The sequence below is a fragment of the Micromonospora sp. DT228 genome (assembly GCF_049841595.1).
Classification (GTDB): Bacteria; Actinomycetota; Actinomycetes; order Mycobacteriales; family Micromonosporaceae; genus Micromonospora.
The window spans coordinates 348,516-374,828 of the sequence record NZ_JBNCKO010000006.1 but is presented as its reverse complement, the minus strand read 5'-3'; the positions used below and the strand labels follow the sequence as shown (position 1 = coordinate 374,828).

Annotated in this window: 19 protein-coding genes and 1 pseudogene; 8 read left to right on the top strand and 12 right to left on the bottom strand. The window is 73.2% G+C overall.

Going from position 1 to position 26,313, the window contains the following annotated elements:
* Positions 1 to 67: 67 nt before the first annotated feature.
* Positions 68 to 1,306 (top strand): extracellular catalytic domain type 1 short-chain-length polyhydroxyalkanoate depolymerase, encoded by a 1,239-nt coding sequence (locus tag ACLQ29_RS15850; RefSeq protein ID WP_425772311.1) that lies wholly within the window; start codon positions 68 to 70, stop codon positions 1,304 to 1,306.
* Between the two features lie 82 nt (positions 1,307 to 1,388).
* On the opposite strand, the gene ACLQ29_RS15845 is transcribed toward ACLQ29_RS15850, so the two are convergent.
* Positions 1,389 to 2,288, bottom strand: a complete 900-nt coding sequence (locus ACLQ29_RS15845) for a TIGR01777 family oxidoreductase (RefSeq protein ID WP_425772282.1) — start codon at positions 2,286 to 2,288, stop codon at positions 1,389 to 1,391.
* A gap of 310 nt (positions 2,289 to 2,598) precedes the next feature.
* On the opposite strand from ACLQ29_RS15845, the gene ACLQ29_RS15840 reads away from it, so the two are divergent.
* Positions 2,599 to 3,450, top strand: a complete 852-nt coding sequence (locus ACLQ29_RS15840) for an NmrA family NAD(P)-binding protein (protein WP_425772281.1) — start codon at positions 2,599 to 2,601, stop codon at positions 3,448 to 3,450.
* Between the two features lie 30 nt (positions 3,451 to 3,480).
* Here ACLQ29_RS15840 and ACLQ29_RS15835 read toward each other — a convergent pair whose 3' ends face one another.
* Complete coding sequence (locus tag ACLQ29_RS15835) at positions 3,481 to 4,479, bottom strand: aldo/keto reductase (RefSeq protein WP_425772280.1); 999 nt, start codon at positions 4,477 to 4,479, stop codon at positions 3,481 to 3,483.
* Between the two features lie 56 nt (positions 4,480 to 4,535).
* On the opposite strand from ACLQ29_RS15835, the gene ACLQ29_RS15830 reads away from it, so the two are divergent.
* Positions 4,536 to 4,913: a MerR family transcriptional regulator gene (locus ACLQ29_RS15830; RefSeq protein ID WP_425772279.1), complete on the top strand. Its 378-nt coding sequence runs from the start codon at positions 4,536 to 4,538 to the stop codon at positions 4,911 to 4,913.
* Positions 4,914 to 4,937: 24 nt separating this feature from the next.
* Here ACLQ29_RS15830 and ACLQ29_RS15825 read toward each other — a convergent pair whose 3' ends face one another.
* Positions 4,938 to 5,432, bottom strand: a complete 495-nt coding sequence (locus ACLQ29_RS15825) for a hemerythrin domain-containing protein (protein WP_425772278.1) — start codon at positions 5,430 to 5,432, stop codon at positions 4,938 to 4,940.
* A gap of 89 nt (positions 5,433 to 5,521) precedes the next feature.
* Entirely contained in the window at positions 5,522 to 6,859 is a 1,338-nt protein-coding gene (locus ACLQ29_RS15820; protein ID WP_425772277.1) for a low temperature requirement protein A, read from the bottom strand.
* Positions 6,860 to 7,072: 213 nt separating this feature from the next.
* On the opposite strand from ACLQ29_RS15820, the pseudogene ACLQ29_RS15815 reads away from it, so the two are divergent.
* Positions 7,073 to 8,007, top strand: a pseudogene (locus ACLQ29_RS15815) (SDR family NAD(P)-dependent oxidoreductase).
* A 49-nt stretch (positions 8,008 to 8,056) separates the two neighbouring features.
* Here ACLQ29_RS15815 and sucB read toward each other — a convergent pair.
* Together sucB and lpdA are read right to left on the bottom strand one after the other, a co-directional pair.
* Positions 8,057 to 9,898: a 2-oxoglutarate dehydrogenase, E2 component, dihydrolipoamide succinyltransferase gene (gene sucB / locus ACLQ29_RS15810; RefSeq protein ID WP_425772276.1), complete on the bottom strand. Its 1,842-nt coding sequence runs from the start codon at positions 9,896 to 9,898 to the stop codon at positions 8,057 to 8,059.
* Positions 9,899 to 9,965: 67 nt separating this feature from the next.
* A complete protein-coding gene (gene lpdA, locus ACLQ29_RS15805; protein ID WP_425772275.1) occupies positions 9,966 to 11,396 on the bottom strand; it encodes a dihydrolipoyl dehydrogenase in 1,431 nt (476 codons plus the stop codon).
* A 140-nt stretch (positions 11,397 to 11,536) separates the two neighbouring features.
* Here lpdA and ACLQ29_RS15800 point away from each other — a divergent pair, with 140 nt between their 5' ends.
* Positions 11,537 to 11,863 (top strand): hypothetical protein, encoded by a 327-nt coding sequence (locus tag ACLQ29_RS15800; RefSeq protein WP_425772274.1) that lies wholly within the window; start codon positions 11,537 to 11,539, stop codon positions 11,861 to 11,863.
* 85 nt (positions 11,864 to 11,948) lie between these two features.
* On the opposite strand, the gene ACLQ29_RS15795 is transcribed toward ACLQ29_RS15800, so the two are convergent.
* The gene (locus ACLQ29_RS15795) at positions 11,949 to 13,523 is read right to left on the bottom strand and encodes a leucyl aminopeptidase (protein WP_425772273.1); all 1,575 of its coding nucleotides are present in this window, start codon (positions 13,521 to 13,523) and stop codon (positions 11,949 to 11,951) included.
* Between the two features lie 162 nt (positions 13,524 to 13,685).
* On the opposite strand from ACLQ29_RS15795, the gene gcvT reads away from it, so the two are divergent.
* Entirely contained in the window at positions 13,686 to 14,816 is a 1,131-nt protein-coding gene (gene gcvT / locus ACLQ29_RS15790; RefSeq protein ID WP_425772272.1) for a glycine cleavage system aminomethyltransferase GcvT, read from the top strand.
* A 201-nt stretch (positions 14,817 to 15,017) separates the two neighbouring features.
* On the opposite strand, the gene ACLQ29_RS15785 is transcribed toward gcvT, so the two are convergent.
* The 3 genes from ACLQ29_RS15785 to ACLQ29_RS15775 all read right to left on the bottom strand — a co-directional run bounded on the left by ACLQ29_RS15785 (position 15,018) and on the right by ACLQ29_RS15775 (position 19,110).
* Complete coding sequence (locus ACLQ29_RS15785; RefSeq protein WP_425759766.1) at positions 15,018 to 16,313, bottom strand: DUF2314 domain-containing protein; 1,296 nt, start codon at positions 16,311 to 16,313, stop codon at positions 15,018 to 15,020.
* A 66-nt stretch (positions 16,314 to 16,379) separates the two neighbouring features.
* Entirely contained in the window at positions 16,380 to 17,153 is a 774-nt protein-coding gene (locus tag ACLQ29_RS15780; RefSeq protein WP_425772271.1) for an adenosylcobinamide-GDP ribazoletransferase, read from the bottom strand.
* Positions 17,143 to 19,110, bottom strand: coding sequence for a bifunctional adenosylcobinamide kinase/adenosylcobinamide-phosphate guanylyltransferase (locus ACLQ29_RS15775; protein ID WP_425772270.1), 1,968 nt, complete (start codon positions 19,108 to 19,110; stop codon positions 17,143 to 17,145). Before ACLQ29_RS15775 ends, ACLQ29_RS15780 begins: the two co-directional genes overlap by 11 nt.
* Before the next feature lie 292 nt (positions 19,111 to 19,402).
* Between ACLQ29_RS15775 and ACLQ29_RS15770 the strand changes: the two genes are divergently transcribed.
* The gene (locus tag ACLQ29_RS15770) at positions 19,403 to 19,603 is read left to right on the top strand and encodes a hypothetical protein (protein ID WP_393364532.1); all 201 of its coding nucleotides are present in this window, start codon (positions 19,403 to 19,405) and stop codon (positions 19,601 to 19,603) included.
* Positions 19,603 to 20,403: a site-2 protease family protein gene (locus tag ACLQ29_RS15765; protein WP_425772310.1), complete on the top strand. Its 801-nt coding sequence runs from the start codon at positions 19,603 to 19,605 to the stop codon at positions 20,401 to 20,403. Before ACLQ29_RS15770 ends, ACLQ29_RS15765 begins: the two co-directional genes overlap by 1 nt.
* Positions 20,404 to 20,496: 93 nt before the next feature.
* Here ACLQ29_RS15765 and ACLQ29_RS15760 read toward each other — a convergent pair whose 3' ends face one another.
* Together ACLQ29_RS15760 and ACLQ29_RS15755 are read right to left on the bottom strand one after the other, a co-directional pair.
* On the bottom strand, positions 20,497 to 21,495 hold the full coding sequence (locus tag ACLQ29_RS15760) for an aldo/keto reductase family protein (protein ID WP_425772269.1): 999 nt from the start codon (positions 21,493 to 21,495) through the stop codon (positions 20,497 to 20,499).
* A 43-nt stretch (positions 21,496 to 21,538) separates the two neighbouring features.
* Positions 21,539 to 26,221 (bottom strand): WG repeat-containing protein, encoded by a 4,683-nt coding sequence (locus ACLQ29_RS15755; protein WP_425772268.1) that lies wholly within the window; start codon positions 26,219 to 26,221, stop codon positions 21,539 to 21,541.
* Positions 26,222 to 26,313: the final 92 nt, after the last annotated feature.

The following is a 26,313-nucleotide window of genomic DNA, read 5'->3' as shown; positions in this document are numbered from 1 at the left end:
ATCGTCGTAACGTCACGGCAATTCGACCGTGACCCAGTTCACAGTCCGCCCCTTCCAGGAGGCCGCCGTGCGCCGCTCCTCGTCCATCCTCACCCGGCTGATCGGCCTGGGCGCCGGGCTCGTCCTCGCCGCAGCCGGCGCGGTCGCCATCGCCGCACCCGCCCAGGCCGCGACCCTCACCCAGGTCACCGGGTTCGGCTCCAACCCGGGCAACCTCGCCATGTACGCCTACCGGCCGGACAACCTGCCGGCCAACTCCCCGGCCGTGGTGCTGCTGCACGGCTGCACCCAGACCGCCTCCGGCTACTTCTCCGGCTCCGGCTGGCAGAAGTACGCCGACCAGTGGAAATTCTCCCTGATCGTCGCCCAGCAGCCCTCCGGCAACAACGCCAACTCCTGCTTCAACTTCTTCGAGGCCGGCGACACGGCCCGAGGTCAGGGTGAGGCGCTGTCCATCAAGCAGATGGTCGACCACGCCAAGTCGAACTACGGGGTGGACGGCTCCCGGGTCTTCGTCAGCGGACTGTCCGCGGGCGGGGCGATGAGCGCGGTGATGCTCGCCACGTACCCGGACGTCTTCTCCGCCGGATCGATCATCGCGGGCATCCCGTACCGCTGCGCCACCAGCATGGTCAACGCCTTCAGCTGCATGAATCCGGGCGCGGACAAGACCCCGGCCGCCTGGGGCGACCTGGTGCGGGGCGCGTACTCCGGCTACACCGGCCCGCGGCCCCGCGTGGCCATCTGGCACGGCACCTCGGACCCGACGGTGGTCCCGCTCAACGGCACCGAGTCCCGCGACCAGTGGACGAACGTGCGCGGCATCTCGCAGACCCCGACCAGTTCCTCGTCGCTGCCCGCCAACACGAGTCTGGAGGTGTACGGCAACGACGAGGTACGGCTCTACCGCGTCTCCGGCATGGGCCACGGCACTCCGGTCGACCCGGGTTCCGGGGCCGACCAGTGCGGCACCGCCGGGGCGTACCTCCTCGACACCATCTGCTCGACGTACCGCGACGCGCTCTTCTTCGGCCTGAACGGCGGCACCACCCCCACCCCCACCCCCACGCCCACGACCACCCCGACCCCGACCCCGACCCCGACCCTCACGCCCACCCCGACGCCCACCACGCCCCCCGCCTGCGTGACGGCCAGCAACTACGCCCACGTGACAGCCGGCCGGGCGTACCAGTCCGGTGGCTACGCCTACGCGAACGGCTCCAACCAGCGCATGGGCCTCTACAACACCTTCTACACCAGCACCCTGAAGCAGACCGCCCCCAACCACTGGGTAATCGGCTGCTAACCCACCCACCCCTGTTGATCATGACGTTATTGCCACGACACGCCGATGGGAGTGGCAATAACGTCATGATCAACGCGGGGGTTTAGGGGTTCAGGGCTTTTTGGAGGGCTTGGGGGAGGGTGGGGTGTTGGTACGTGAAGGCTGCGCGGGTCAGCACGCCGGGGAGGACTCTGGTGCTGGTCAGGGCCTCGTGGGCGAAGCCGCCCAGCACCACCTTGAGCGCCAGTGCGGGGATCGGGACGATGGCCGGGCGGTGCAGTTGTCGGGCCAGCTCGCGGGTGAACTCGGCGTTCGTCACCGGGTTCGGGCCCACCACGTTGACCGGGCCGGCGATCTCGTCGTGGTCCAACAGGAAGAGGGTCGCGTCCAGCCAGTCGGCCAACGAGATCCAGGGCAGCCACTGCCGGCCGCTGCCCAGCCGGCCGGCGATGCCGAGCTTGAACGGCAGTAGCTGCGGCTTGAGCAGCCCCCCGTCGCGGTCCAGCGGCAGGCCGATGCGCAGCCGGATGACGCGTACTCCGGCGTCCTCGGCCGGTCGGGTCGCGGCCTCCCACACCCGGCAGACGTCGGCCAGGAAGCCCTCGCCGGCCGGCGCGTCCTCCTCGACGGCCCGGTCGCCGGTGTTGCCGTACCAGCCCACGGCCGAGGAGTTGAGCAACGCCCGGGGCCGGTCGGCGGCGGGAAGCCCGGCGACCGTGGTCGCGAGCGTGGTGGTGCTGTCCACCCGGCTGGTCCGGATCAACCGCCGGTAGTCGTCGTCCCAGCGCTTGTCGCCGACGCCCGCGCCGGCCAGGTTGACCACCGCGTCCGCCCCGGCGACCACGGCCGGGTCGAGCTGTGCGGCGGCCGGATCCCATTGCCGCTCCTGCGGGTCGCGCGGCGGCCGACGGACCAGTCGGGTGATCTGGTGCCCGTCCGCCGTGAGCCGGTCGGCCAGCCGGGTGCCGAGGAAGCCGGACGCGCCGGCCAGAAGGATGCGCATACCCCCATCTTCGTCCAGAACGCCGCCGGCGGATGCCTGGGGCGCGGCCGCGGGGCGTTTCGGCGAAGAAATCCGCGCCGGGATCGCGTGCGGCGCGTAAAGCGCAGGTCAACGGGTGTCCCAGGTGCCGAAAAAAGAGGTCGGGCGCATTCGGGAGTCAGCGCGTTTCCGCAGGTCAGAGCGAACGTGAATGCAATGTTCGCGATTGCTTTCGGCATCGACCTGACCGACCATGGGCCAATCCGAGAGCGCCCCCGAATGTCGGGGTTGGCTCGCCGTGCCCGCCTACGGGCGACCCCGAGGAGGAATCATGCCGATTCTGGTGACCGGAGCGACCGGGACCGTCGGCGGCAGCCTGGTCCGGCAACTGGTGGCCGCCGGACACGACGTACGGGCACTGACCCGCGATCCCGCGTCACCGGCGGCCGTCGCGCTGCCCGGCGGGGTGGAGGTGGTGGCGGGCGACTTCGCCAGGCCCCACACGCTGGTTCCGGCGCTGCGCGGCGTGACGCGTATGCACCTGGTCGCGATGGACGGGTACGGGCCGTTGGCCACCGGGGCGGAGATCCTGGAGTTGGCCCGACAGGCAGGCGTGCGCCGGGTCACCCATCTTGGCCACAACGACCCGAGCCGGGCGGACGACGACCCGATGGAGGCACCCCACCGGCCCCTGCACCGGGCCGTCGAGAACTCGGGCCTGGAGTGGACGCACGTCTTCCCGGGCGAGTTCATGGCGAACACCCGCGACTGGGCGGCAGGCATCCGCACCGAGGGGGTGGTGCGGGCGCCGTTCGGGGACTGGACCAGCGCGCTTGTCCACGAGGCGGACATCGCCGCTGTCATCGTGGCCGCGCTGACCGAGGACGGCCACGCCGGCCGCGTCTACCAGCCGACCGGGCCGGAGCCGGTCCGCCGCCGGGACGTGGTCTCGATGATCGGTGCGGCGATCGGCCGCCCGGTGCGGTTCGACGAGCTGACCCCGGAGCAGGCCCGCGAGCACTGGAAGGACCACTATCCGACCGACGTGATCGAGTGGTTCCTGGAGATGGGGCGCGACCTCGACGGCAACGCCTGGGTCGCCCCGGACGTCGAGCAGGTGACCGGCCGCCCCGGGCGCACGTTTCGACAGTGGGCCGCCGAGCACGCGGACGACTTCCGCTGACGGCGCCCGGGGCGCGGACCGGCCCGGTGGTCAGGCCGCGTGGGCCGGTCGCAGGTCCGCGAGCAGTCGCTCCACCTCGGCGTACGCCTCGGCGCCCAGCGGGCCGAGGGCAAGGGTGGCCAGGTTCTCCTCGGCCTGGGCGACCGTGCGCAGGCCGGGGATCGGGACGGTACGCGGGCTACGCGCCAGCAGCCAGCCGAGCGCGCCCTGCGCGAGGGTCCGCCCGTCGGCGGTGAGCGCCGCCCGGACCTGCTCCACCCGGGCCGCCCAGCGCGGCGTCGGCCGGCCGTCGGTGAACCACTCCAACCACTCCGGCGCCCGCCCGCGCACGTCGTCCGCCCCGACCGCCCGGGTCGACCCGGTGAGCAGCCCCATCGCCAGCGGACCACGGTTGAGGCTGGCCAGGTCGTGGCTGTCGCAGACCGCCAGCGCCGCCGGGTTGTCGCGCAGCACCGACTCGTCGTGCTGGATGGCGGCGCAGCGCGGACCGGCGGCGGCGAACGCCTCCGCGGAGGTGGGGTTGTCGGTGCTCCAGCCGTACGCCCGGATCTTGCCCTGGTCGACGAGGCCCTCCAGGGTGTCGACCAGGTCGAGCGCGGCGGGCGCCGGCAGCTCACTGATGTGCAGTTGGTACAGGTCGACGTGATCGGTGCCGAGCCGGCGCAGCGAATTTTCCAGGCTGCGGACCGCGTACGCCGGGCTGGCGTCGGTGCCGAGCCACCGCCGGGTGCCCTCGTCGCTGACGTTGCCGAACTTGGTGGCGATCACCGCGCTGTCCCGCCGGCCGGCCAGGGCTCGGCCGAGGATCCGCTCGCTGTGCCCGGCGCCGTAGTTGCTGGCCGTGTCGAACAGGGTCACGCCGAGATCGAGCGCCCGGTGGATGGTGCGGATGGACTCGTCGTCGTCGACCTCGCCCCAGCCGAACGGCTGTCCGTCGTCGCCCCAGAGTGGCCCGCCGATCGCCCAGCACCCCATCCCGATGGCGCTCACCGTGATGCCGCTGCGTCCCAGCGTCCGTGTCGTCGTCATGGTGACAAGCCTCCAACCTGGAGCGCACTCCAGGTCAAGCACTACGATCTGGCGACATGAGCGGTTACGCCCCCTCGGAGGCCGCCCGCCGCAGCGGCTTCAGCCTGGACACCCTGCGGTACTACGAGAAGATCGGCCTCCTCGCCGACGTGGAGCGGACGGCGGGCGGGCAGCGGGTCTTCACCGACGACGACCTCGGCTGGCTGGTGCTGTTCCGCTGCCTGCGCGACACCGGGATGCCGATCGCGCAGATGCGCCGCTACGCGTCTCTGGCCCGCGAGGGCGAGCACACCGCCGACGAGCGGCGCGCGCTGCTGCACCACCACGCGGTGCGGGTGGAGGAGCAGATGCGCCTGCTCCAGCGCCAGTACGACCACCTTCGGGAGAAGATCCGCTTCTACGAGCGGCTGCCCGGCCCGGCGCCGCAGGAGTGACCGGCGGCTGGGCGGGGCCACCCGTCAGGTCGGCGGCGCGGTCAGGCCGAGGAGCTCCTCGGTCGTCCCGGGCCGGCCGGTGAGCGCGTTCAGTGCGCTGACCAGCCGTTTCTCCTCGTAGCGGAAGTGCGACTCCAGCAGCGCGGCCAACCCGTCCAGTTCGGCGCGCACCTGGCCGAGCGGCATCGCCGGGTCGCCGGCGAGCAGCGCCTCGACCCGTTCCAGGATTCCGGCCACCACCTCGTGGTCGACGATCAGGTTCGCGATGACCGGGCGCAGCTCGGGGACCTCGTCGGCGAGCAGCCGGAACGCGCCCGCGTCCTCACCCGTGTGGTGTCGGCCGAGTGCCGCGCAGAAGGTCAGGCAGTGCGCCCGCAGGTCCCGGGACGCCCGCGCGTCGCCCGAGGTGTCGAGGCTGGCCCGGAGACGGGCCAGTTCCGCGCTGAGCCAGAGGTGGATCTCGATCATCTGATTGCCGACGGCGGCGAGCCGGCCGGCCGGTGAATTGCTCGGGTGCACGTGCGTCCCATGCTGTCCCCGCGCCTCCATGCCCACGGCGGCCTTCGAGCCGGGTGCACCGCGACGCTGCGCCGGATCCTATACCGGTGTCACGGGGTGGTCGGCTCGTCGGTCTCCCGGACGTCGTGCCAGCGGGCGCGCCAGGCGGCCTCGTGGGCCTCGTGGCTGGTGCGTTCCTCGAAGACGGCGGCCCGTAGCGCGTGCCGGGAGCCCGACAACACCAGCACCTCGACGGCCACCAGCCCCACGCAGATCACTGTCGCGAGGGTGAGCGCCCCCAGCGCCGGCAGGTGCTGACCGACCGGCAGGGCGGCCGTCAGCACCACGATGACGCCGACCCGGGTCCAGGTGACGGTGTGCAGGGTGCGCAACTGGAACAGCATGTTGACGGCGAAGTAGCAGACCAACCCGCCGAACAACATCGGCACGGCCGGGCCCTCGACCCGCTCGGCGATCCCACCGGCCGGATCGGTGATCTTGTGCAGGACCTCCTCGTTGCCGATCGAGAAGAGGATCACCCCGGCGATCATCGGCAGGTAGAGGTACGCGTACGCGTCGCGGGCCATGGCCACCCGGGGGCCACCCTCCGCCGCGTGCAGGGCGATGCGGGCGGCCGGCCCGATGAAGTCGAAGTGCGCCCACCAGAGGGCGGCCGTGATCACGATGCCGAGCGCCGCCGCCGTCACCGCCGGCCAGGTCACCGGCTTGCCGAGCAGATTGCCGCCCACCCCGGTGGAGATGATGGACTCGCCCAGCGCGATGATCAGAATGAGGTCGTAGCGCTCCGTCCAGTGCTCGGCGCTTGTCACCCCCCAGCCCCAGGTGCCGACGATGAAGCCGGTGGCGTACTGCACCACCACCACGGCGATCCACAGTCCGTCGCGGACGAGTGCGGCCCGGTTCGGGTCGGTGATCTGCGGCGGGATCAACGCGGCGGCCAGCAGCAGCACGATGCTCACCGCCAGCTCCGGGGCGAAGCGGCGAAGCTGGCGCCGCTCCTGCGGGCTGTCCCGCACCACGTGCTGGTAGAGGATCATGTGGACGGCCCGGACCACGACGTAGCTGACGGCCACGAGCATCGGGCCGCCGGCACCCCCCTTCGGGTCGCTGAACGCCTGCGGCAGCGCCAGCGCGAACGCGAACAGGGCCACCATGGCGATCACCATGAGCACCGGTACGTAGCCCTCGCCGAGCCGGACCCGGGTGGCGACCAGGCTGTGCACCACCCAGATCCACCAGAGCACGGCGAGCACCAGACCGGCGTGCAGCAACTGTCGGCCGGAGATGTTTGCGGCGGTCGCCCTGGTGATGATGAAGAACGAGAAGACGAAGACCAGGTCGAAGAAGACCTCGAACTTGTCCACCCGGGCACCGGGGGCGATCGGGACGGCAGGACCCAGTTGCCCACCCCGCCGGTAGCTGCCCACGGTCCCACTCTGGCAGCGTCCGGGCTGGTCGAAGGCCCGAACGGCAATGGCGGTGCGGTCCGGCGTTACCTCCGGCCGGCTGTGGGAAAACGCCTGGACCGGCCTCCGTACGGTCCGGAGCGCCGTCTGTTGGCGCGCCGGCCGAATCCTGGCCGGCCACGGCCTCCGGCAGACGGGCTGGTCGGTCCGACCCGCCCTGGACAAGGATGGATCATGACGACGAAGAACCCGATCACCACGTCATTCGCCCATACCTCCACGGCCATGGACGTGATCCGGGGCGTGGACCTCAACCGCCGGCGGGCGATCGTCACCGGCGGTTCGTCCGGCATCGGCGTGGAGACCGCCCGTGCCCTGGCCAGCGCCGGCGCGGAGGTCACCCTCGCCGTCCGCAACCCGGACGCCGGCCAGCGGGCCGCCGCCGACATCACCGGCACGACGGGCAACGACCGGGTCATGGTCGCGCCGCTCGACCTCGCCGACCAGGGATCCGTCGCCGACTTCGTCGCCAACTGGGACGGCCCGCTGCACATCCTGGTCAACAACGCCGGCATCATGGCCGCGCCGCTGAGCCGAACCCCGCAGGGCTGGGAGATGCAGTTCGCCACCAACCACCTCGGGCACTTCGCGCTCGCCACCGGGCTACGCCCGGCGCTCGCCGCCGACGGCGGGGCCCGGATCGTCTCGGTCAGCTCCGCCGCCCACCTGCGCTCACCTGTGGTCTTCGAGGACATCCAGTACGACAAGCGGGAGTACGAGCCGTGGCAGGCGTACGGGCAGTCCAAGACGGCAAACGTGCTCTTCGCCGTGGAGGCGTCCCGCTCTGGGCCGACGACGGCATCACGGCCAACTCGCTGATGCCCGGCGCGATCCGGACCAACCTCCAGCGCTACGTCAGCGAGGAGGAACTGGACCGGCTGCGCGCCGGTAACGCGGCGGCCTGGAAGAGCGTCGAGCAGGGTGCCGCCACCTCGGTGCTCGTCGCCGCGTCGCCGCTGCTCGACGGCGTGGGCGGGCGCTACTTCGAGGACTGTCAGGAGGCCGCCCCCGCCCAGCCCGGCGGGCGGACCGGAGTCGCGGCGTACGCGCTGGACCCGGAGGCCGCCGAGCGGCTCTGGAAGGTCTCGACGGCGCTGCTCAAGGGCTGAGCGACGAAAAGGCGCCCCGGTCGACGACCGGGGCGCCTTTTGCGCAGGATCAGGACAGGCCCAGCTCCGGCTCGAAGTTGCCGGCCTCCAGCCGCTCCTTGATCGCGCTCAGGAAGCGGGCGGCGTCGGCGCCGTCGATCAGCCGGTGGTCGTACGACATGGCCAGGTAGACCATCGACCGGACCGCGACGACCTCGCCCAGGTCCGGGTCGTTGACCACGACCGGCCGCTTGACCACGGCACCCGTGCCGAGCATGGCCGACTGCGGCGTCGGCACGATCGGGGTGTCGAAGAGCGCGCCCCGGCTGCCCGTGTTGGTGAGCGTGAAGGTCGCCCCGGCCAGCTCGTCCGGGCTGACCTTGTTGGTCCGGGTGCGCTCGGCCAGGTCGGCGACCCGCTTGGCGATGCCACCGAGGTTGAGGTCACCGGCGTTGTGGATGACCGGCACCACGAGGCCCCGCTCGGTGTCCACGGCGATGCCGAGGTGCTCCGCCGCCGGGTAGGTGATGGTGCCGCCGTCCAGGTCCAGCTGGGCGTTGACGATCGGGTACGTCTGCAACGCCTCGATGGCGGCGAGAGCGAAGAACGGCAGGAAGGACAGCTTGACGCCGTGCCGCTGCACGAACGAGTCCTTCGCCTGCGCCCGCAGCTTGGCGATCCGGGTGACGTCCACCTCGACCACCGTGGTGAGCTGCGCCATCTCGTGCAGCGACTCGTGCATCCGCTTGGCGATCGCCTTGCGGATCCGGGGGAGCTTCTCGGTGGTGCCCCGCTTGCCGCTCGGCTGCGGCTTGGCGGCCGGCTTGGCCGGGGCGGCCGACGGCGCGGCGGCCGGCTGTGCGGCGGCGGGAGCGGCCTTGGCGGCCTTCGCCTTCTCGGCGGCCTCCAGCACGTCCTGCTTGCGGATCCGGCCACCCACGCCGGTGCCGTTGAGCGCGGCCAGGTCGACGCCGTGCTCACTTGCCAGCTTGCGGACCAGCGGGGTCACGTACCCGGCGGCCTCCTCGCCGGCACCCGGCGCCGGGGCGGACGGGCGCGACGGGGTCGAGGTCGACGCGGCGGGCTGCGCGGCCTGCTCGGTCTTCGCCGGCTGGGCCGAGCTCTCGGTCTCCGCGGCCGGCTCGTTGTACGACAGGCCCGGCGTCGGCTCCTCGACCTTCGGCTCCGGCTTCGGCTCGGCCTTCGGCGCCGGCTTGGCCTCCGCCTTCGGCTCGGGCTTCGGCTCGGGCTGCGCCTGGGCGGGGGCGCCGCCAGCAGCGCCGATGATCGCCAGGTCGGCGCCGACCGCCGCGGTCTCGTCCTCGGCGACCTTGATCTCCAGCACGGTGCCGGCGACCGGCGACGGGATCTCGGTGTCCACCTTGTCGGTGGAGACCTCCAGCAGCGGCTCGTCCACCTCGATGGTCTCGCCGACCTGCTTGAGCCAGCGGGTGACCGTACCCTCGGTGACGCTCTCACCCAGGGCCGGCATCTTCACCGCGGTGCCCTCGCCGGAGGAGGCGGCGGCCGGAGCCGGCGCCTCGGCCGGGGCCTCGTCCTGGGCCACCTCGTCGGCGGTGCCCTCGGCGGCGGCCGTCGGCTCGGTGACCGGCTCGACCGACTCGGCCGGGGCCTGCTCCTGCGGGGCGGCCTCGCCACCGCCGGTCGACTCGCCCTCACCAGCGATGACGGCCAGTTCGCTGCCGACCTCGGCGGTCTCGTCCTCGCCGACCACGATCCGGCTCAGCACGCCCGCCGCGGGCGACGGGATCTCGGTGTCGACCTTGTCGGTCGAGACCTCGAGCAGGGGCTCGTCGACCTCGACCGTGTCGCCCTCCTGCTTGAGCCAGCGAGTGACGGTGCCCTCGGTGACGCTCTCGCCGAGCCGGGGCATGGTGACCGATACCGGCATTTTCTGAGACTCCTTCATTCCCCTGGTGGGATCTTCGCCCGTCGCCGGACGCCGCGGTTGTGGATGATCAGGCGTGCGCGTGCAGCGGCTTGCCGGCGAGGGCCAGGTGCGCCTCGCCCAGGGCCTCGTTCTGGGTCGGGTGGGCGTGCACGAGCTGGGCGACCTCGGCCGGGTAGGCCTCCCAGTTGTAGATGAGCTGCGCCTCACCGATCAGCTCACCCACCCGGGCGCCGATCATGTGTACGCCGACGACGGGGCCGTCCTCGACCCGGACCAGCTTCACGAAGCCGGTGGTCTTGAGGATCTGGCTCTTGCCGTTGCCACCCAGGTTGTAGTTGTACGTCTTGACCTTGTCGGCGCCGTACTGCTCCTTGGCCTTGGTCTCGGTGAGACCCACCGACGCCAGCTCCGGGTCGCAGTAGGTGACGCGCGGGATGCCGACCTCGTCGATCACGGCCGGGGTCTGCCCGGCGATCTCCTCGGCGACGAAGATGCCCTGCTGGAAGCCGCGGTGCGCGAGCTGGAGGCCGGGCACGATGTCGCCGACCGCGTAGACGTTCGGCACGCTGGTGCGCAGCCGCTCGTCGGTCAGCACGTAGCCGCGGTCCATCGTGACGCCCTGCTCCTCGTACCCGAGGTTGGCGGTGTTCGGGCCGCGACCGACGGCGACAAGCAGCAGCTCCGCCTCCACGGTCTCGCCGCCCTGAATTGTCAGCTTGACGCCGTTCTCGGTCTTCTCGACCGTCTCGAACGGCTTGCCGACCTTGAAGTTGATCTTCCGCTTGCGGAACGCCCGCTCCAGCGCCTTCGACGACTCCTCGTCCTCGGCGGCGACCAGCCGGGGCAGCGCCTCGACGATCGTCACGTCCACGCCGAAGGACTTCCACACGCTGGCGAACTCGACGCCGATCACGCCGCCACCGAGCACGATCACCGACGACGGCACCCGGTCCATCGTGAGCGCGTGGTCGCTGGTGATGATCCGCTCGCCGTCGACCTCCAGGCCGGGCAGGCTCTTGGCGTACGAGCCGGAGGCCAGGACGATGTTGCGGCCGGTGTAGCGCTTGCCGTCGACCTCGACGACGTTCTTGCCGACCAGCTTGCCGTGGCCCTCGACGATGGTGATCGCCTTGTTGCCCTTCAACATGCCCTGCAGGCCCTTGTACAGGCGGGCGATCACGCCGTCCTTGTACGCGTTGACCCCGGCCATGTCGATGCCGATCAGCTCGGCCTTCACACCGAACTGCTCCGACTCGCGGGCCTGGTCGGCGATCTCGGCGGCGTGCAGCAGCGCCTTCGTCGGGATGCAGCCGTTGTGCAGGCAGGTGCCCCCGAGCTTGCCCTTTTCGACCAGCGCGACCGTCAGGCCCAGCTGGACGGCGCGCAGCGCGGTCGCGTAGCCGCCGCTGCCACCTCCGAGGATGACAATGTCGAAGGTCGCTTCGTTCGGCTCGCTCACGTCCAACTCCCAGGTCGCGTCGCTGCAATGGGGGGTCAAGGGGGTGTAGCACAGACACACCCCACCTCGGTCATCTTGTCACCACTGGGCACAGGGTGCGTACTGAGGTGCCCAACGACACGTCATCGACACGTACCCTTGGCACCGTTGTCGATGACGCACCCTGGGGGAGAGAACAGGTGGGGTTGTTCCGGCGCCGCAAACAGACGGCCGTGCCGAGCCGTGACCGTGTCGCCGACCGTGGCGACCTGGACCATCTGGAGACCTTCATCCGCAGCCGGCGGGGCGTCGAGGCGTTCATCGAACCCCGGACGACGGTGACCGAGACCACCGTCATCCTGATCGCCGACGACGGGGAGTGGACCCGGCGGCGCATCGACGGCCCGGACGGCGCGCGGCGCTTCGCGTACCGGATGGGCATCCCGGTGTACGACGTCCGGCTGATGGGCTACCCGCAGCGGATGCGCGACTTCAACGAGCGGCGTAAACGCCGCCCCGAGCGGTAACGAGCGGCGTAAACGCCGCCCCGAGCGGTACTGAGACGTGCGGAAGGGCCGCCCGCGTCGGCAGGCGGCCCCTCCCGGAGCTCCGTCAGCCGTTGGCGGCGACATCCTCGACGAGCTGCACCAGCATGCGCACCGGCACGCCGGTGCCGCCCTTGGTCCAGTAGCCGGTCGGCTCACCCGAGTGGTAGCTCGGCCCGGCGATGTCGATGTGCGCCCAGGCCACGTCGTCGGTCACGAACTCACGCAGGAACACCCCGCCCTGGAGCATGTGACCGGCCCGGTCCATCCCGGCGTTGACCTGCGAGATGTCCGCCACGTCGGACTCCATGCCCTTGCGCACGTCGTCCGGCAGCGGCATCGGCCAGGCGGGCTCGCCGACCGCGTCGCCGACCACCTGGACCCGCTCGCACAGCTCCGGAGTGCCCATCACGCCCGCCACCCGCTTGCCCAGCGCGACCACCTGGCCGCCGGTCAGGGTGGAGGTCTCGAACAGGTAGTCGGTGCCGTCCGCGCAGGCGCGGGCCATCGCGTCACCCAGGATCATCCGGCCCTCGGCGTCGGTGTTGAGCACCTCGACCCGCTTGCCGTTGAACATGGTGATCACGTCACCCGGCCGGTAGCTGGTGCCCGAGGGCATGTTCTCCGCCATGGGCAGGTAGGCGCTCACCGCGACCGCCGGCTTCAGCGCGGCGATCGCCAGCATGGCCGCGCCCACCGCCGCCGCGCCGCCCATGTCGGACTTCATCTCCCACATGCCCTGCGCCGGCTTGATCGAGATACCGCCGGTGTCGAAGGTGATCCCCTTGCCGACCAACGCGACCCGCTTGCCGTTGCCGCCGTCGGTCGGCGTGTAGGTGAGCTTCACCAGCCGGGGCGGGGCCTCCGAGCCCTGACCGACCGCCACGATGCCGCCGTAACCGCCGGCGGCCAGCTCCGCCTCGTCCAGCACCTCGACGCCGAGGCCCGCGTCCCGGGCGGCACCGGCGACCGCGTCGGCGAACGACGGCGGACGCAGCTCGTTCGGGGCGGTGTTGACCCAGTCCCGGGTGAGCCGGACCGCACCCGCCACCACCTGCGCCCGGGTGATCTCCGCCTGGGCGCCCGCGTCGCCCGCGTCCGGCACCGCGATGAGCACCTCGGTCACCGGCTCCCGCCGGGTCGGCTGCGGGCGGGTCTTGTAACCGGCGAACCGGTACCCACCGAGCAGCGCCCCCTCGGCGACCGCGCGCAGCTCAGCCGACGCGTCCGTGTCGTCCGGCAGCGGCATGGCCAACGCGACCCGGGGCGCGCCCGCCAGGGCCCGGATCGCCGAACCCGCGGCCCGGCGCAACGCCTCCGGGGCCGGGGCGGCGCCCGACGGCTCCGGGCCGAGCCCCACCGCGGCGACCAGCGGGGCGGTCACGGTGCCCAGCGTGGCGAGCTTGATGACCTCACCCGGCCCACCGGTCGCGCCCAGCAGCGCCAGCGTCTCGGTCAGCTTTCCGTCGAACGCGGCGGCGATGCTCTCCGCGCCGGTCGCGAGCAGCAGGGTGCCGGCGAGGCCGCTGGTGGCGGCCTGCTCTCCGGTCTGGCTGTGCACGCCGATCACGATCGCGTCGACGGCGAGCTCGGCCGGGTCGGTGTCGACCAGGCTCAGGGTGGTGGTGCGGGGTGATGTCACTGAAGCTACTCCGGGCGGGCCGGGCCGGTCGCGGCGTCGCGTACCGGCGGTGAAGGTCTCCGGCGGAACCTACCCGCCGAACGTCATGGCTGTCCCGCCGACAGCGCCAGCGGGTTCCCGCCGATGCTAACCAGCGACGTTGCCCCCGGTAAGTTGCCACCCATGACCGACGTGACCTTCGACGCCGCCGCGACCCGGCTGCGCCGTTCCCCGCTGCACGAGCGGCACATCGCCGCCGGCGCCAAGTTCGCCCCCTTCGGGGGCTGGGAGATGCCGCTGGAGTACGCCGGCGGCGGAGTGCTCAAGGAGCACACCGCGGTGCGTACCGGGGTCGGGGTCTTCGACGTGTCGCACCTCGGCAAGGCCCGGGTGAGTGGCCCCGGCGCGGCCGACTTCGTCAACTCCTGCCTCAGCAACGACCTGGGCCGGATCGGTCCGGGCCGGGCGCAGTACACGCTCTGCTGCGACGACGCCACCGGCGGCGTGGTGGACGACATCATCGCCTACCTCTACGCCGACGACCACGTCTTCCTCATCCCCAACGCGGCGAACACCGCCGAGGTGGTGCGCCGGTTGCGCGCCGCCGCGCCCGCGCAGGTCACCGTCACCGACGAGCACGAGGGGTACGCCGTGCTGGCCGTGCAGGGCCCTCGCTCGGCCGAGCTGCTGACCGCCCTCGACCTGCCCACCGAGCACGGCTACATGAGCTTCTCCGCGGCGAGCCTGGCCGGGGTGGAGCTGACCGTCTGCCGCACCGGCTACACGGGCGAGCTGGGCTACGAGCTGGTGGTGCCGGCGGAGCACGCCGTGACCGTCTGGGACGCGCTGTTCGCCGCCGGGGAGGCGTTCGAGCTGCGGGCCTGCGGGCTGGCCGCCCGGGACACGCTGCGTACCGAGATGGGGTACCCGCTGCACGGGCAGGACCTCTCGGTGGACATCACCCCGGTGCAGGCCCGCTCGGGCTGGGCCGTCGGTTGGGACAAGCCGGCCTTCTGGGGCCGCGACGCGCTGCTCGCCGAGAAGGCCGCCGGCCCCCGGCGTACGCTGCGCGGCCTGGTCGCCGTCGACCGCGCCATCCCGCGCCCGGGGATGACCCTGCACGTGGGCGACAAGCAGGTCGGCGAGGTGACAAGCGGCACCTTCTCCCCAACCCGCAAACAGGGCATCGCCCTGGCCCTGCTGGACACCGACGCCAACCTGTCCGAAGGCGACGAGGTCGAGATCGACATCCGAGGCCGCCGAGCCCCCCTAACCCTAACCAAACCCCCCTTCGTAACCCCCTCAGTGAAGTAACCCCCACCCCCCACCCCCTGCCCCCTGCCCCCGCCCCCGCCCTCCCGCCCCCCACCCGCCCCCGCCCTCCCGGCGTTGATCATGAGGTTGACGGGACGCTGCGAGATCAAACCCCCCGCTAACTCCATGATCAGCTGGGGCTGGGGCTGGGGCTGGGGCTGGGGTGGGGGTGTGGGTGCGGGGTGCGGGGTGGGGTGGGGGTTAGCGCGTGGGGGTGGGGGGTTCGCCGGAGTCCAGGACTGCTTGGGTCCAGCCGCCCTCGATGACTCCTGTCGCGTTCAGGATGGCCCAGTCGACTACGTCGGTCGCCTCCACCACCACCGGGGCGCCGATCCGTACGCTTGGATCGGTGTTGGCGTCGCTGGCACTCACGCCGACGATCCGTTCCGGGGTCTCCCACGAGGTCACGCCCGCCCAGACGTACTCCGGGCCGTCGTCGCCGGGCAGGCCGTACTTGACCACCAACTGCGACTCGGCGGGCAACTGACCGGCCACGAACCGGGTCCGCGCGTCGCCGAGGGCTGCCCGCGCGGTGGCGACCGCCCGGCTCATCGCGTCACCGGAGCGGGCGTAGCGCACGTCCGGCTGGATCCCGGAGAACAGGGTGGCGCAGGCGGCGGCGAAGTAGCGCCCGTCGGGGCCCGGGTGCCCGGCCGGCGGGCGCAGGCTCAGGAACGAGTCGGCCTCCGGGTCGGTCGCCGGGTCCAGCTCCAGGCGCAGCAGCACCGGGGCCGTCGCGCCGTGCTGCTCCGGATTGCCGTACGCCACCGCGATGTCGTGCCCGGTGACCGTGGCCAGCACCGGCAGTTGCACGAACGCCGGCACCTCCTCGCCGGTGAGCCCGTCGGTCCAGTCCCGCAGCAGTCGACGGGCCGCCCCGGTCATCACCGCGCCCCAGGCGCGGGTGAGGTGGTCGGGGACCCCCTGGGTCTGCAATTCGAGCAGCCCGAAGCGGCGCAGCCCCTTGGTGGTGAACCACAGTCCTTCGGTGTCCGAGGAGTACGGCACCAGCACCCAGTCGACAAGCCGGATGCGGCCCTGCTCGTCGGGGAGTGAGCGCAACGCGGTCGCCGGGTCGAGGAACTGCAGACCGAAGACGTCCACCACGTCGCCGTCGGCGGATTCCGCCACCGCGGCCGCGACCGCGCGGGCCGCCCACTCGTGCGCGGGCGGCCAACCGGGCCGGTACTCGGCCTGCACGACCACCAGGTGGGTCGCCGCGGCCAGCCGGGCCAACTGCTCCTCGGTGGCGCCGAACGCGGTGAGCAGGTCCGGCGGCAGCTCGGGGAAATCGGCGATCGGCCGGGTGTCGACACTCATCAGTGGGCTGTCGAGCATCTGCCGGGCCAGCCCGTGCACCGGCTCGGCCAGCCGGCCGCTCAGCGCCGCCACCGCGGTCTTCGCGCTTACCTTCGGCAGCCCCGCCATCGGCACCAGGTAGGTCGCGCTGAGCGACTCCGGCACCGGTACGGGCAGGAAGTCGTCCGTGATGAGCATGCTGGGTCCCCTGGTGGCCGTGCCGGTGCTGTCGAGCCGAACGCTACCCGGCCTGCGGTGTCCGGTTCAGGCGGACAGCACCAGACCCAGGTAGACCAGCGTGGTGACCACTTCGACGGTCGCGCCGAGCACGTCGCCGGTGATCCCGCCGAGCCGGCGTACCACGTGGGTCAGCAGCGCGAGCGCGACGGCGAGCGCGGCGGCGACGGCCAGCGGCCCCTGCCACGGGCGGCCCGGCACCGCGGGCACCGCCAGCAGCGCGACGGCGACCGCGCCGACGGCCAGTGCCACCGGGCCGACCGTGCCCGCCACCAGCGCGCCGAGCCCGTCCGGTCGGGCGGCCGGCACTCCTCGTCGGCAGGCCACCGTGACGCCGAACCGTCCGGCGGCGGTCGCCGCGACCACCGCCGCGAATGCCGCCGGCCCGGACCGCCCCGCCAGGTCGGCCAGCACCGCCGCCTGCACCAGCAGTACGACCACAAGGGCGACCACCCCGAACGGGCCGACGTCCGGCTTCTTCATGATCTCCAGTGCGGCCGCCCCCCGGCGGTACGAGCCGAGCGCGTCCACGGTGTCGGCCAACCCGTCCAGGTGCAGCCCGCGGGTGAGCAGCGCGGCCACGCCGACAGTCACACCAGCGGCCACCAGCGGGGGAGCGAACGCGCCGGTCAGCAGCAGCACACCGGCCAGCGGGACGCCGAGCAGGGCGCCGACCGCCGGGGCGAGTGCCATCGCGGTGCCGGCGACCGGGCGGTCGATCCGTCCGGCCCGCACCGGCAGCGTGGTGAACGTGGTGACCGCCAGCCGGGTTCCCGCGAGGAACCGCGACTCAGCCGGCACGCCAACCCGACGCCGGCTGCTCGTCCGCCCCGGTGCTGGCCGGGCCCGGACCGGCCGGCTCCGGCTCGGCGAAGTCGGACTCGTCGAGAGTCGTGTCGGAGTAGACCGGCTCGGCGAAGTCGGACGCGTCGGAGTAGGCCGGCTCGTCGGCGTCCGGGCTCGGGTCCTCGTCGCCGCCGAGCGACGGGTGGACCGGCAGGGCGGCGGCCAGGGCGAGCACCGAGCGCAGCAGCGGGAGGGCGACAAGCGCGTTAGCGCCCTCGCCGAGATCCATCCGCAGGTCGAGCAGTGGGGTGAGGCCGAGCACGTCGGCGGCGAGCCGCACCGCCGGGTGACCACCATGGTCGGCGAGCAGGCACCAGTGCCGGGTCTGCCCGGCCAGATCGCGGCTGACCATGCCGGCGGCCACCCCGACCGGCCCGTCGATCAGCACCGGCACCCGGCGGGCGGTGGCGCCGAGCAGCACGCCGCTGGCCACCGCCACGTCGCCGCCGCCCAGCTCGGCCAGGATGTCCTTGGCGCCGCGGGACGAGCGGCGGGTGCGGTGCAGCGCGTCACGGACCGCCGCGCAGCGGATCATCCACGCCGCGTCGTCGATCTCACCGGAGTCGGTGATGACCCGGCCCAGCACGGCCGGCGGCTCCGCGCCGGCCGTCGCCGCGAGCACCGCCGCGGCCGCCGCCTCGGTGCCAGCTCCGCACGCCCCCAGCACCAGCAGCTGTACGCCCGCGTCGGCGGCCTGCTCGGCGAGCCGCCAGCCGTAGCGCAGCGCCGACTCCACCTGGTCCAGGGTGAGCGCCGGCTGGTCCTCCATCGGCGCGGCGGCGGGAGTGTCCACCACCTGGAGGCTCGCGCCACTCTCGGCGGCGAGTCGCGCCAGCGCGCCCCGGCCGGCGCGGGCCTGCGCGGCCCGCCGCGCCGACTCACCGGCTACGGTGCCGGCCGACGCCCCACCGGCGTGGTCGCCGTGCAGCAGCAACACCCGCACCGATCCCCAGGCCTGGGGGGTCGTGGTGCCCTGGGTGGCGGCGGCGAAACCGACCACCCGATCCAGCACGCCCAGCCCGGCGCCCGGTACGTCGAGCGTGGCCAGTCGGTCCACGGCCTGCGGGCCCGCGTACTCGTCGGGCATCGGCAGCTCCATGCCCGGCTGGATGACCAGCCCGGTGGCCACCATCGGCAGCGCCATGGTCGGGGCGGCCCAGGGGTTGCCGGGCTCCTGGGCCGGGACGGCCGGCGGCGTGTGGGTCAGCACCTCGGGGAGTTGCACCTCCGGGGTGGGCTCGGCGTCGGCCAGGCTGCCGGGGGCGGCCGGTTTGGTCGCGCTGTCGGGGGCGGCGGGGGCGGTCGCGCTGCCGGGGGCGGTCGCGCTGGCGGGGGCGGTCGCGCTGCCGGGGGTTGTCGCGCTGGCGGCCGGCTTCAGCCAGACCGGCTGGCCGGCGACCACCAGGGCCACCGCGTCGCAGGCGTCGGCGACCGAGCGGTTGGCCGCGCCCAACGCGTCGGTGAACGCCCGACCCAGCGGGGTGGTCGGCACCAGCGACAGCCCCACCTCGGGGCTCACCAGCACCACGCGGGCCGGGCAGGTGCGGATGGCCTCGGCCAGCTCCGCGATCGTCGCCACGTCGTCGGCCGGCTGGTGCTCGGGGTCGAGCAGCACCGTCACCCAGCCGCCCAGGTCGTCGACGAGGAGCGTCTCGTTGCGCTCGGCGGACGCGATGACGTCGGCCAGCCGGCGCGGGTCCTCGGTGGTCTCCTCGGTGGTCCAGCTGCCCGGCCGCCGGGCGCGGTGCGCCGCCAGCCGGGTCGCCCACTCGGTGTCCTCCGGGTCGCCCTCGGGCGCGGTGGCGAGGTAACGGACCACCGGCGCGTCGGTGACCAGGGACTCGGCGAACTCGGACTTGCCGGACCGGATACCGCCGAGCACCAGGACCGTGTTCCACCCGTCTACGGACATGCCCGTACCTTAGTTCTCCCGCTCGAAGTCTGGGCACGTCGCCCCGACCCGGCCGACGATCGAAAGCCCGATCCGCGCCCAGCCGCGCCGATCTTGCAGTTTCGGTCGCCGAGATGCGTGGAATGCCTTCTATGTCGAGGCAGAAAGTGCAAGATCGCGGAAGGGTCGCGGTGGTGCGAGGTTGCTCGGGGATGATCTGGCCCAGGGTGAGCGAGCGGCCCTTGCGCGCCGGGCCGACTACGCTGGCGAGGGTTCGTCCCACCGGGACATCAGCGGCGAGGGGAGACGCGGCATGGCGTGGAGCTGGCGGTACGAGGGCACGGACGGCCAGGCGGTCGAGGGACCGGCGGAGTCGTTCAGCAGCCAGGCCGACGCCGAATCCTGGATCGGTCAGACCTGGCGGGAGCTCGCGGCGTCCGGCGTCACCTCGGTCGCGCTCGTGGAGGACGACCGGGTGGAGTACCGGATGAGCCTGCTACCCACGGCCGAGTGATGGCCTACGACCGGCCGGGAGCCGACGGGCTGGTCCTCGGCGTACCCAAGGCGGCTTTTCGGCCCAGCCCGGTCTTCCTCGGCCTGGTCGCCCTCTTCGCGGTCAGCGGGGTGCTGGCCTGGAACGGGTACGGCAACGTCCGGTTCGACGTGTTCCTGTTCGTGGTGTCCGGCTGGCTGGTCTCACTCTGCCTGCACGAGTACGCCCACGCGGTGGTCGCCTACCGGGCCGGCGACCGGGACATCGCCCACCGGGGCTACCTGACGCTCAACCCGTTGAAGTACACCCACCCGTTGCTGTCGATCGTGCTGCCGGTGGCGGTGGTGCTGCTCGGCGGCATCGGCCTGCCCGGCGGCGCGGTCTGGGTGGACCGGCACGCCATCCCGGGTCGACTGCGGCACACCCTGGTCAGCCTCGCCGGCCCGGCGACGAACGTGCTGTTCGTGCTGGTGCTGGTGGCGGTGCTGCGGATCGGCACCGAGTCGCTGGGCGGCCCGGTGGAGTTCTGGGCCGGCGTGGCCCTGCTCGCGTTCCTGCAACTCACCGCGAGCGTGCTCAACCTGCTGCCGGTGCCGGGCCTGGACGGCGGCAACATGATCCAGCCGTGGCTCAACCCGCAGTGGCGCAAGATGTACGACATGTTCGCCCCGTACGGGTTCCTGCTGCTCTTCGCGCTGCTGTGGAACCCGCGCATCGGTGGCTGGTTCTTCGACGCGGTCTTCGCGATCGGCGATGCCCTGGGCCTGCCGTCCTGGCTCTACGCCGCCGGCCTCGACCTGATCCGCTTCTGGCAGGGCTGACCGGCCACAGCCTGGGCTGGCTGAGCCGGCCCACGCTGAGCTGACCGGGTCCGGCCGGCGCGACCATCTCGCGCCGGCCGGACCGCGGCGACGTCAGGGACGCTGTGCGGGGGACTCGGTCTTCGCCGGGTCCCGTTCGGTGACCGGCTCGACGATCTCGTCGATCGCCTTGAGCAGCCCGGAGTCGAGCTTGACCCCGGCCGCCTTGACGTTGTCGTGCACCTGCTCGGGACGGGACGCGCCGATGATCGCCGAGGAGACGTTCGGGTTCTGCAGGACCCACGCCACGGCGAGCTGGGCCATGCTGAGCCCGGCCTGCTCCGCGAGGGGCTTGAGCTGCTGCACCCGGGTGAGCACGTCGTCGTTCATGAACCGGGAGATGAAGTTCGCACCCGACTTCTCGTCGGTGGCCCGGGACCCGGCCGGCGGCGGCTGCCCCGGCAGGTACTTGCCGGAGAGCACACCCTGTGCCATCGGCGACCAGACGATCTGCCCGATGCCCAGCTCCTCGCTCGCCGGCACGACCTCGGCCTCGATGACCCGCCACAGCATCGAGTACTGAGGCTGGTTGGAGATCAGCGGGATGTGCAGCTCCCGGGCGAGCGGGTGGGCGGCGCGCAACTGCTCGGCGGTCCACTCGGAAACGCCGATGTAGTGCGCCTTGCCGGAGTGCACGACGTCGGCGAACGCCTCCATCGTCTCTTCCAGCGGCGTGCTGCTGTCGTACCGGTGGGCCTGGTAGAGGTCCACGTAGTCGGTGCGCAGCCGGCGCAGCGAGCCGTTGATCGACTCCATGATGTGCTTGCGGGAGAGGCCCCGGTCGTTGCGGCCTGGCCCGGTCGGCCAGTAGACCTTGGTGAAGATCTCCAGGCCCTCGCGACGCTCGTTCTGCAACGCCCGGCCGAGCACGTCCTCGGCCCGGGTGCCGGCGTACACGTCGGCGGTGTCGAAGGTGGTGATCCCCGCGTCGAGGGCGGCCCGGACGCAGGCGAACGCCGCGTCCTCCTCGACCTGTGAACCGTGGGTGATCCAGTTGCCGTACGAGATTTCACTGACCAGCAGGCCTGAACGGCCCAGGTGTCGGAATTCCATGTACCGACCCTAGCCCGGTGGATCACCACCGTCGACCGGCCGCTCAGAGCACCGGGTTGGCGTCGGTGAGCAGCCGGTCGATCTCCGCCAACACCTCGGCGCGATCGCGGTGCACCGTGTCGATGAGTGGCTCACCGCGCCGGTCCAGCGCACCCCACCGACCACCGCTGCCGACCAGGAACGCCACCGGGTGGATGACAAGCCTCGGATGGGTCGGCGGGACCAGCACCGCGCCGGTGCGGTCCACCACACCGCGCCGGCCGGCCACGTCGACCACGGCGAGCCCCTCGTCGGTGAAACCGTCGACCTGCTGGCCGTCGGCCAACTCGGTGACGAACCCGTGGTAGCGGGTGGGCACGACGATCCGGCCGGCCCGGTCGACGGCCCCCCACCCCTCGCGCCGGACCGCGGCCAACCCGCGGCGGAACTGTCGTACCTCGGCGAAGTTGGGCGCGACCTGCACCGCGCCGGTCGCGTCGATGGCCGTCCAACCGCCCTCGCCGACCACCCAGGCCAGGCCGTCGCTGAAGGGGTGCGCCGCCCGGAAGGACGGCGGAATCACCGTCGTACCAAGCAAATTGATCAGCGACCACCTGTCGGTGTCCGGCCGGCGAACCCAGGCCAGCCCGTCATGGAACGGCTGCGCCTCGGCGTACCGGGCGGGGATGACCAGGTCGCCGTCCTGGCCGGTGTAACCCCACAACGGCCCGTCCCGCTCCGGCAGCGGGGGTCGGTCCCGGTCGAGCACCTCGTCCCGACCCCGGCGGTACGGCCCGAAGCCGTCGGCCGTGGCCCGGACGGCGACCGCGTCGAGGGCAACCCGGACCCGCTCCAGCAGTTCGGCGTCGCCGGCGCCACGCAGGTCGAGCGCCTGCTCGAAGTGCTGGCAGGCCTCCATGAGCCGCCCCTGGTCGTAACACGACCGGCCGGCGTGCTCGTGAAGTGCGGCCCGCAACCGGTCGGGTAGCTCGACCGAGTTGGCCTGGGCGAAGAGTTGGTCAGCCTCGGCGAAGTTGCCACGCCAGCGCAGGACGTGGGCCAGGCGGGCCTGGGCCAACGAGGTCCGGCGCAGCTCGCCGGTGGCCTCGGCGTAGGTCAGGGCGAGCCGACCGTCGGCCAGCGCGTCGTCCAGGTCGCCGAGGATCCGCGAGGCCACCGCCCGCAGGCTGAGCAACCGGGCCCGGGCACGGTTGTCGACCGCCGAGCCCAACTTCTCGGTCAGCCGCCGCCGGATGGCCCGCAGGTCGTCCGGCTCCGTCAGCTCCTCGCGCAGGGTGACCGGGTCCAACCGCCAGCGGTACGCCGAAAGGACCTGTTCCGGGTCACCCGGGTCGGCCAGCGACGCGCGGGTCGCCGCCGGTGGAGCGGCGGGTGGAGCGGCGGGTGGCGCGGAGACAGGCGCGTCCTCCCCGCGCGAGCCGGACCTCGGGCCGGGAACACCGGCGGGTGCCGCGTCGGCCGAATACGCCGACCCGGGCGGTGCGGGGACGGGTGGCGCGGAGGTCGGTTGTGTTGGCGCGGGTGGTGCGGAGGCGGGTGCTGCCGAGGCGGGTGGTGCTGAGGTTGGTGCGGGCGGTGCGGAGACCGGTTGTGCGGAGGTCGGTTGTGTTGGCGCGGGTGGTGCGGAGACCGGTGGCGCGGAGGCGGGCGGTGCGGAGACGGGCGCCGCGACGACCGACGGTGCGGGCGGTGCGGAGATGGGCGGCAGGCTCGCCGGCCTGTGCTCAGGCGGGGCCGGGACCTGTGCCTCCGAGACGGGAGAATCGTTGTCATCAGACATCGCGGACGAGGCCGGTAGGGCGAGGTCGTCCGACCAGTCGTCTGCTCGCGGGCCGTCCGTCGATGTGGCGGTGTTCGGGTCGTCCTCGGCATCGGATTGCCAGGCGTACGGCTCGGCGTCGTCCGTGGGGTCGTGCGCGACGTGGTCGGTGTCCTCGACCGGATGAGCCGCGGCCACCTGCTGGTCGGCCTCGGCGGCGACGTCGGCCTGCTGGTGCGGCGTCGCGGTGGCAGGCGCGCCGGAGACGGGCCGGTCGTCGTGCGCCGATGGGGGTCCGACAGCCGTTCGCGCATCGTCCTGAGAGTCGTCGGCCCAGGTGTCGTCGGTCGGTCGTGCGGGCGACGCGGACACGGGCTGGGGCGCGTCAGCCGGTGTCGTCCTGTCGCCGTGCTCGTCACTCGGATCGTGACGGACGTCGGCGGTCGGTGCCGACGGATCCGGGTCCAGCGTGCTCGGTGCCGACGGACCCCGGTCCACCGTGGTCGCCGCGGCGGACGGGACGGATGTCGGCGTGGTGGACAGGTCACCATCGCTCGCCGTCGACTCGTCCTCGGCCGGCCCGGAGGACTGCGGGTCCGGCGCGGGCTCGCCCGAATCCGAGTCGGCGGGCTGAGCGGGGCTGAACCACGCCTCCGGCCCGCGGGTGCCCGTGACCTCGTCCGGGGCCCGAACGGGGGCGAGCGGCCCTTCCGAGGGTGGCGGCGGCACGTAGGGGCGTGGTGTGCCGGGGGCGAGCGGGAGTGCCGCCGCGTCGGCGTTCCGCACCGAGGGATCCGGGGCGGCAGGCTCCGGTGCGGTCGGGGGCGCGGCTGGGCGCGGGGCGGGCGGGGACGCGGCTGGGCGCGGGGCCTGCCAGGTGGGCGGCGGTGCCACCGTCGGGCGCGCGTCCGCCGTCGGGGCCACCCGATCCGGGGAGTGCGGACGCTGCCCCGACACCGGCCGGTCGGGGGAGTGCGGCCGGTCGGGGGAGTGCGGCCGGTCGGGGGAGTGCGGGCGCTGGCCCGAGGCCGCTCGGTCGGGGGAGTGCGGCGTCGGGCGGTGGTCGGTCGGGGCGGTGCTGCCCGACGGGTCGCCGAACTGGCGGCGGTCCGGGGTGGGCTCGCCGCGCCGTTGGTCCATCGGGCGGGCCGTGGTGTCCGGGCCGGGGTACCGCGGCGGCGCGGTGGGGTGCGCGGCGACTGGCGGTGGCGGTTCGGCGGATGTCCGGCGCTCCGCCGGAGGTGGCACCTCCGCGCGCTTGTCGGAGGTGGGCGGGTCCACCGGCGCGGGCAGGTACTCCAGCCGAAGGCGTGCGGCGGGTGGACCCGAGACGGGCACGTCGGAGGCGGGGGAGACCGGAGTCGCCGAGACCGGTTGGTCCCGGTGGGGCGTGGCGGGGGAGATCGGGGCTGCCGAGACCGGTTGGTCCCGGTGGGGCGTGGCGGGGGAGATCGGGGCTGCCGAGACCGGTTTGTCCCGGTAAGGCGCGGCGGGGGAGACGGGTGACGGCGGCACCGTCCGCTCCGGGGACAGCGGTGTGGCACGGCCGGCTGTCGAGGGGGCCGTGGCGGCCGGGCGTACGTGTCGCTCGTCGTAGCGGGGCGGGGTGACCGCCGGCCGCTCGGGCCGCGAGTCCGGCCGCGACGGGACACCCGGCTCGACGCCGCGGTGTGGGTCCGCGGTGCGGTGCGGTTCGGTGCGGTGACCCGGCTCCCGGGTGCGGTCCTGGCGCACCGGACCCGGCGGCGGCCAGGGAAGGGCGCCGTCCGGCCGTGGGCCGGGCTGCGGCCGAGGCTCCCGGTACGTGTTGTCGTGCGGTCGCTCCTCGCGGTACGCGTGCTCGCGATGTCCGTCCTCGCGGTACGCGTCCGGTCGGGCCTCCTCGCGGGGACGCCGGTCCGGGTACGCCTCGGCGCGGGCCACGGTCTCGCGGGGCTGCTGCCGGTGCGGGTCGCTGTCGGGCCGACGCCGGTCGTCGTCGCGGCGGGAATGGTCGGGCGTCTCCGGCTCGGGCCGGTGTCGTCGTCCACCGTTCGGCGACGGCGACGGCGACGCGCCGGCCGCCTCGTCCGCGCGGTAGCGCCGTTCCGGGCGGCGGCCGTCGTCGGCGACCCGGTCCGGGTAGCCGTCGGCGCGGTATCGGGTGTGGCCGTCCACGGGTGCCCACTGGTCGACGCCGTCGGCGACCCGGTCGTCGGCAGTTCGGCCGTCGTGGTTCCGGGTGGGTCGTGCGCCGTATCCGTCGGCGGGGTGGCGGTCGTAACCGGCGGCCGGGCGCTCGTGCGTGCCGCGTCGACGCGGCGCGTCGTCCGGTTCCGGCACCCAGCCGGGATCGGAGCGGGGCGCGGGGGAGACCGGTGGGACGCCCGGGTAACCACGGTCCCGCTCGGTGGGCTCCGGCCGCTGACGTCGGCCGTCGTACCGGTCGGGGGAGGGCTGGTCCCGGTGCCAGGCGGCCTCCCGCGCGGGTCCCCGGTCGTCGCCGGGCCGGCGGTCGGACCAGGCGGTACGCCGGTCCGACTCGGGGGAGCGGCGATCGTCGCGCCGGGGCGGTTCGGGTAGTGGCCGACGGTACGGCTCGTGGTCGTAGGTGCGGCGGTCGGCGCTGTCGTCGCGGCCGTGGGTGGACGCGTCGGCGGAGCGCGCGTCGCTCCGGGGGCGGCCGTAGCTCGGTGTCTCGCTCGGCTCGTCGTCAGCCCAGGATCGGCTGTGGACCGCAGGTTCCTCCGGCGGTTCGTCGGCCCAGGACCGGCCGAGGTAGGTGCCGTCCGGGCGGGTGGGCGCGAGCGGTGGCACCTCGGCTCGGCCGGTCACCGTCGCCCGGCCGCGCGGTGGCGGCTGGTGGGCCACGCCGATGTCGCCGGGGTAGCGCTGGCCGGGGTACTGGGGGTGCCACTCGGTGGTCGGCTCGACCACCCAGGCCGGCTCGTTCGGGTCGGACCACCGGTCGGCGTATCGGCCGCTCATCGGCCGCGCCCGTCGCCGCACCCGGCCACTCGGCCGATTCTCGCCGGAGGTGAGCCGTCCGCAGCCGTCGCCGGCTGATCGCCGGGCGTCCG

Coding starts and splice junctions, on each gene's coding strand:
- ACLQ29_RS15845 (WP_425772282.1), bottom strand. CDS start 2,288: ATGCGCATCCTTCTGGCCGGCGCGTCCGGCTTCCTCGGCACCCGGCTG.
- ACLQ29_RS15840 (WP_425772281.1), top strand. CDS start 2,599: ATGCCGATTCTGGTGACCGGAGCGACCGGGACCGTCGGCGGCAGCCTG.
- ACLQ29_RS15835 (WP_425772280.1), bottom strand. CDS start 4,479: ATGACGACGACACGGACGCTGGGACGCAGCGGCATCACGGTGAGCGCC.
- ACLQ29_RS15830 (WP_425772279.1), top strand. CDS start 4,536: ATGAGCGGTTACGCCCCCTCGGAGGCCGCCCGCCGCAGCGGCTTCAGC.
- sucB (WP_425772276.1), bottom strand. CDS start 9,898: ATGCCGGTATCGGTCACCATGCCCCGGCTCGGCGAGAGCGTCACCGAG.
- gcvT (WP_425772272.1), top strand. CDS start 13,686: ATGACCGACGTGACCTTCGACGCCGCCGCGACCCGGCTGCGCCGTTCC.
- ACLQ29_RS15785 (WP_425759766.1), bottom strand. CDS start 16,313: ATGCTCATCACGGACGACTTCCTGCCCGTACCGGTGCCGGAGTCGCTC.
- ACLQ29_RS15775 (WP_425772270.1), bottom strand. CDS start 19,110: ATGTCCGTAGACGGGTGGAACACGGTCCTGGTGCTCGGCGGTATCCGG.
- ACLQ29_RS15770 (WP_393364532.1), top strand. CDS start 19,403: ATGGCGTGGAGCTGGCGGTACGAGGGCACGGACGGCCAGGCGGTCGAG.
- ACLQ29_RS15765 (WP_425772310.1), top strand. CDS start 19,603: ATGGCCTACGACCGGCCGGGAGCCGACGGGCTGGTCCTCGGCGTACCC.
- ACLQ29_RS15760 (WP_425772269.1), bottom strand. CDS start 21,495: ATGGAATTCCGACACCTGGGCCGTTCAGGCCTGCTGGTCAGTGAAATC.
- ACLQ29_RS15755 (WP_425772268.1), bottom strand. CDS start 26,221: ATGAGCGGCCGATACGCCGACCGGTGGTCCGACCCGAACGAGCCGGCC.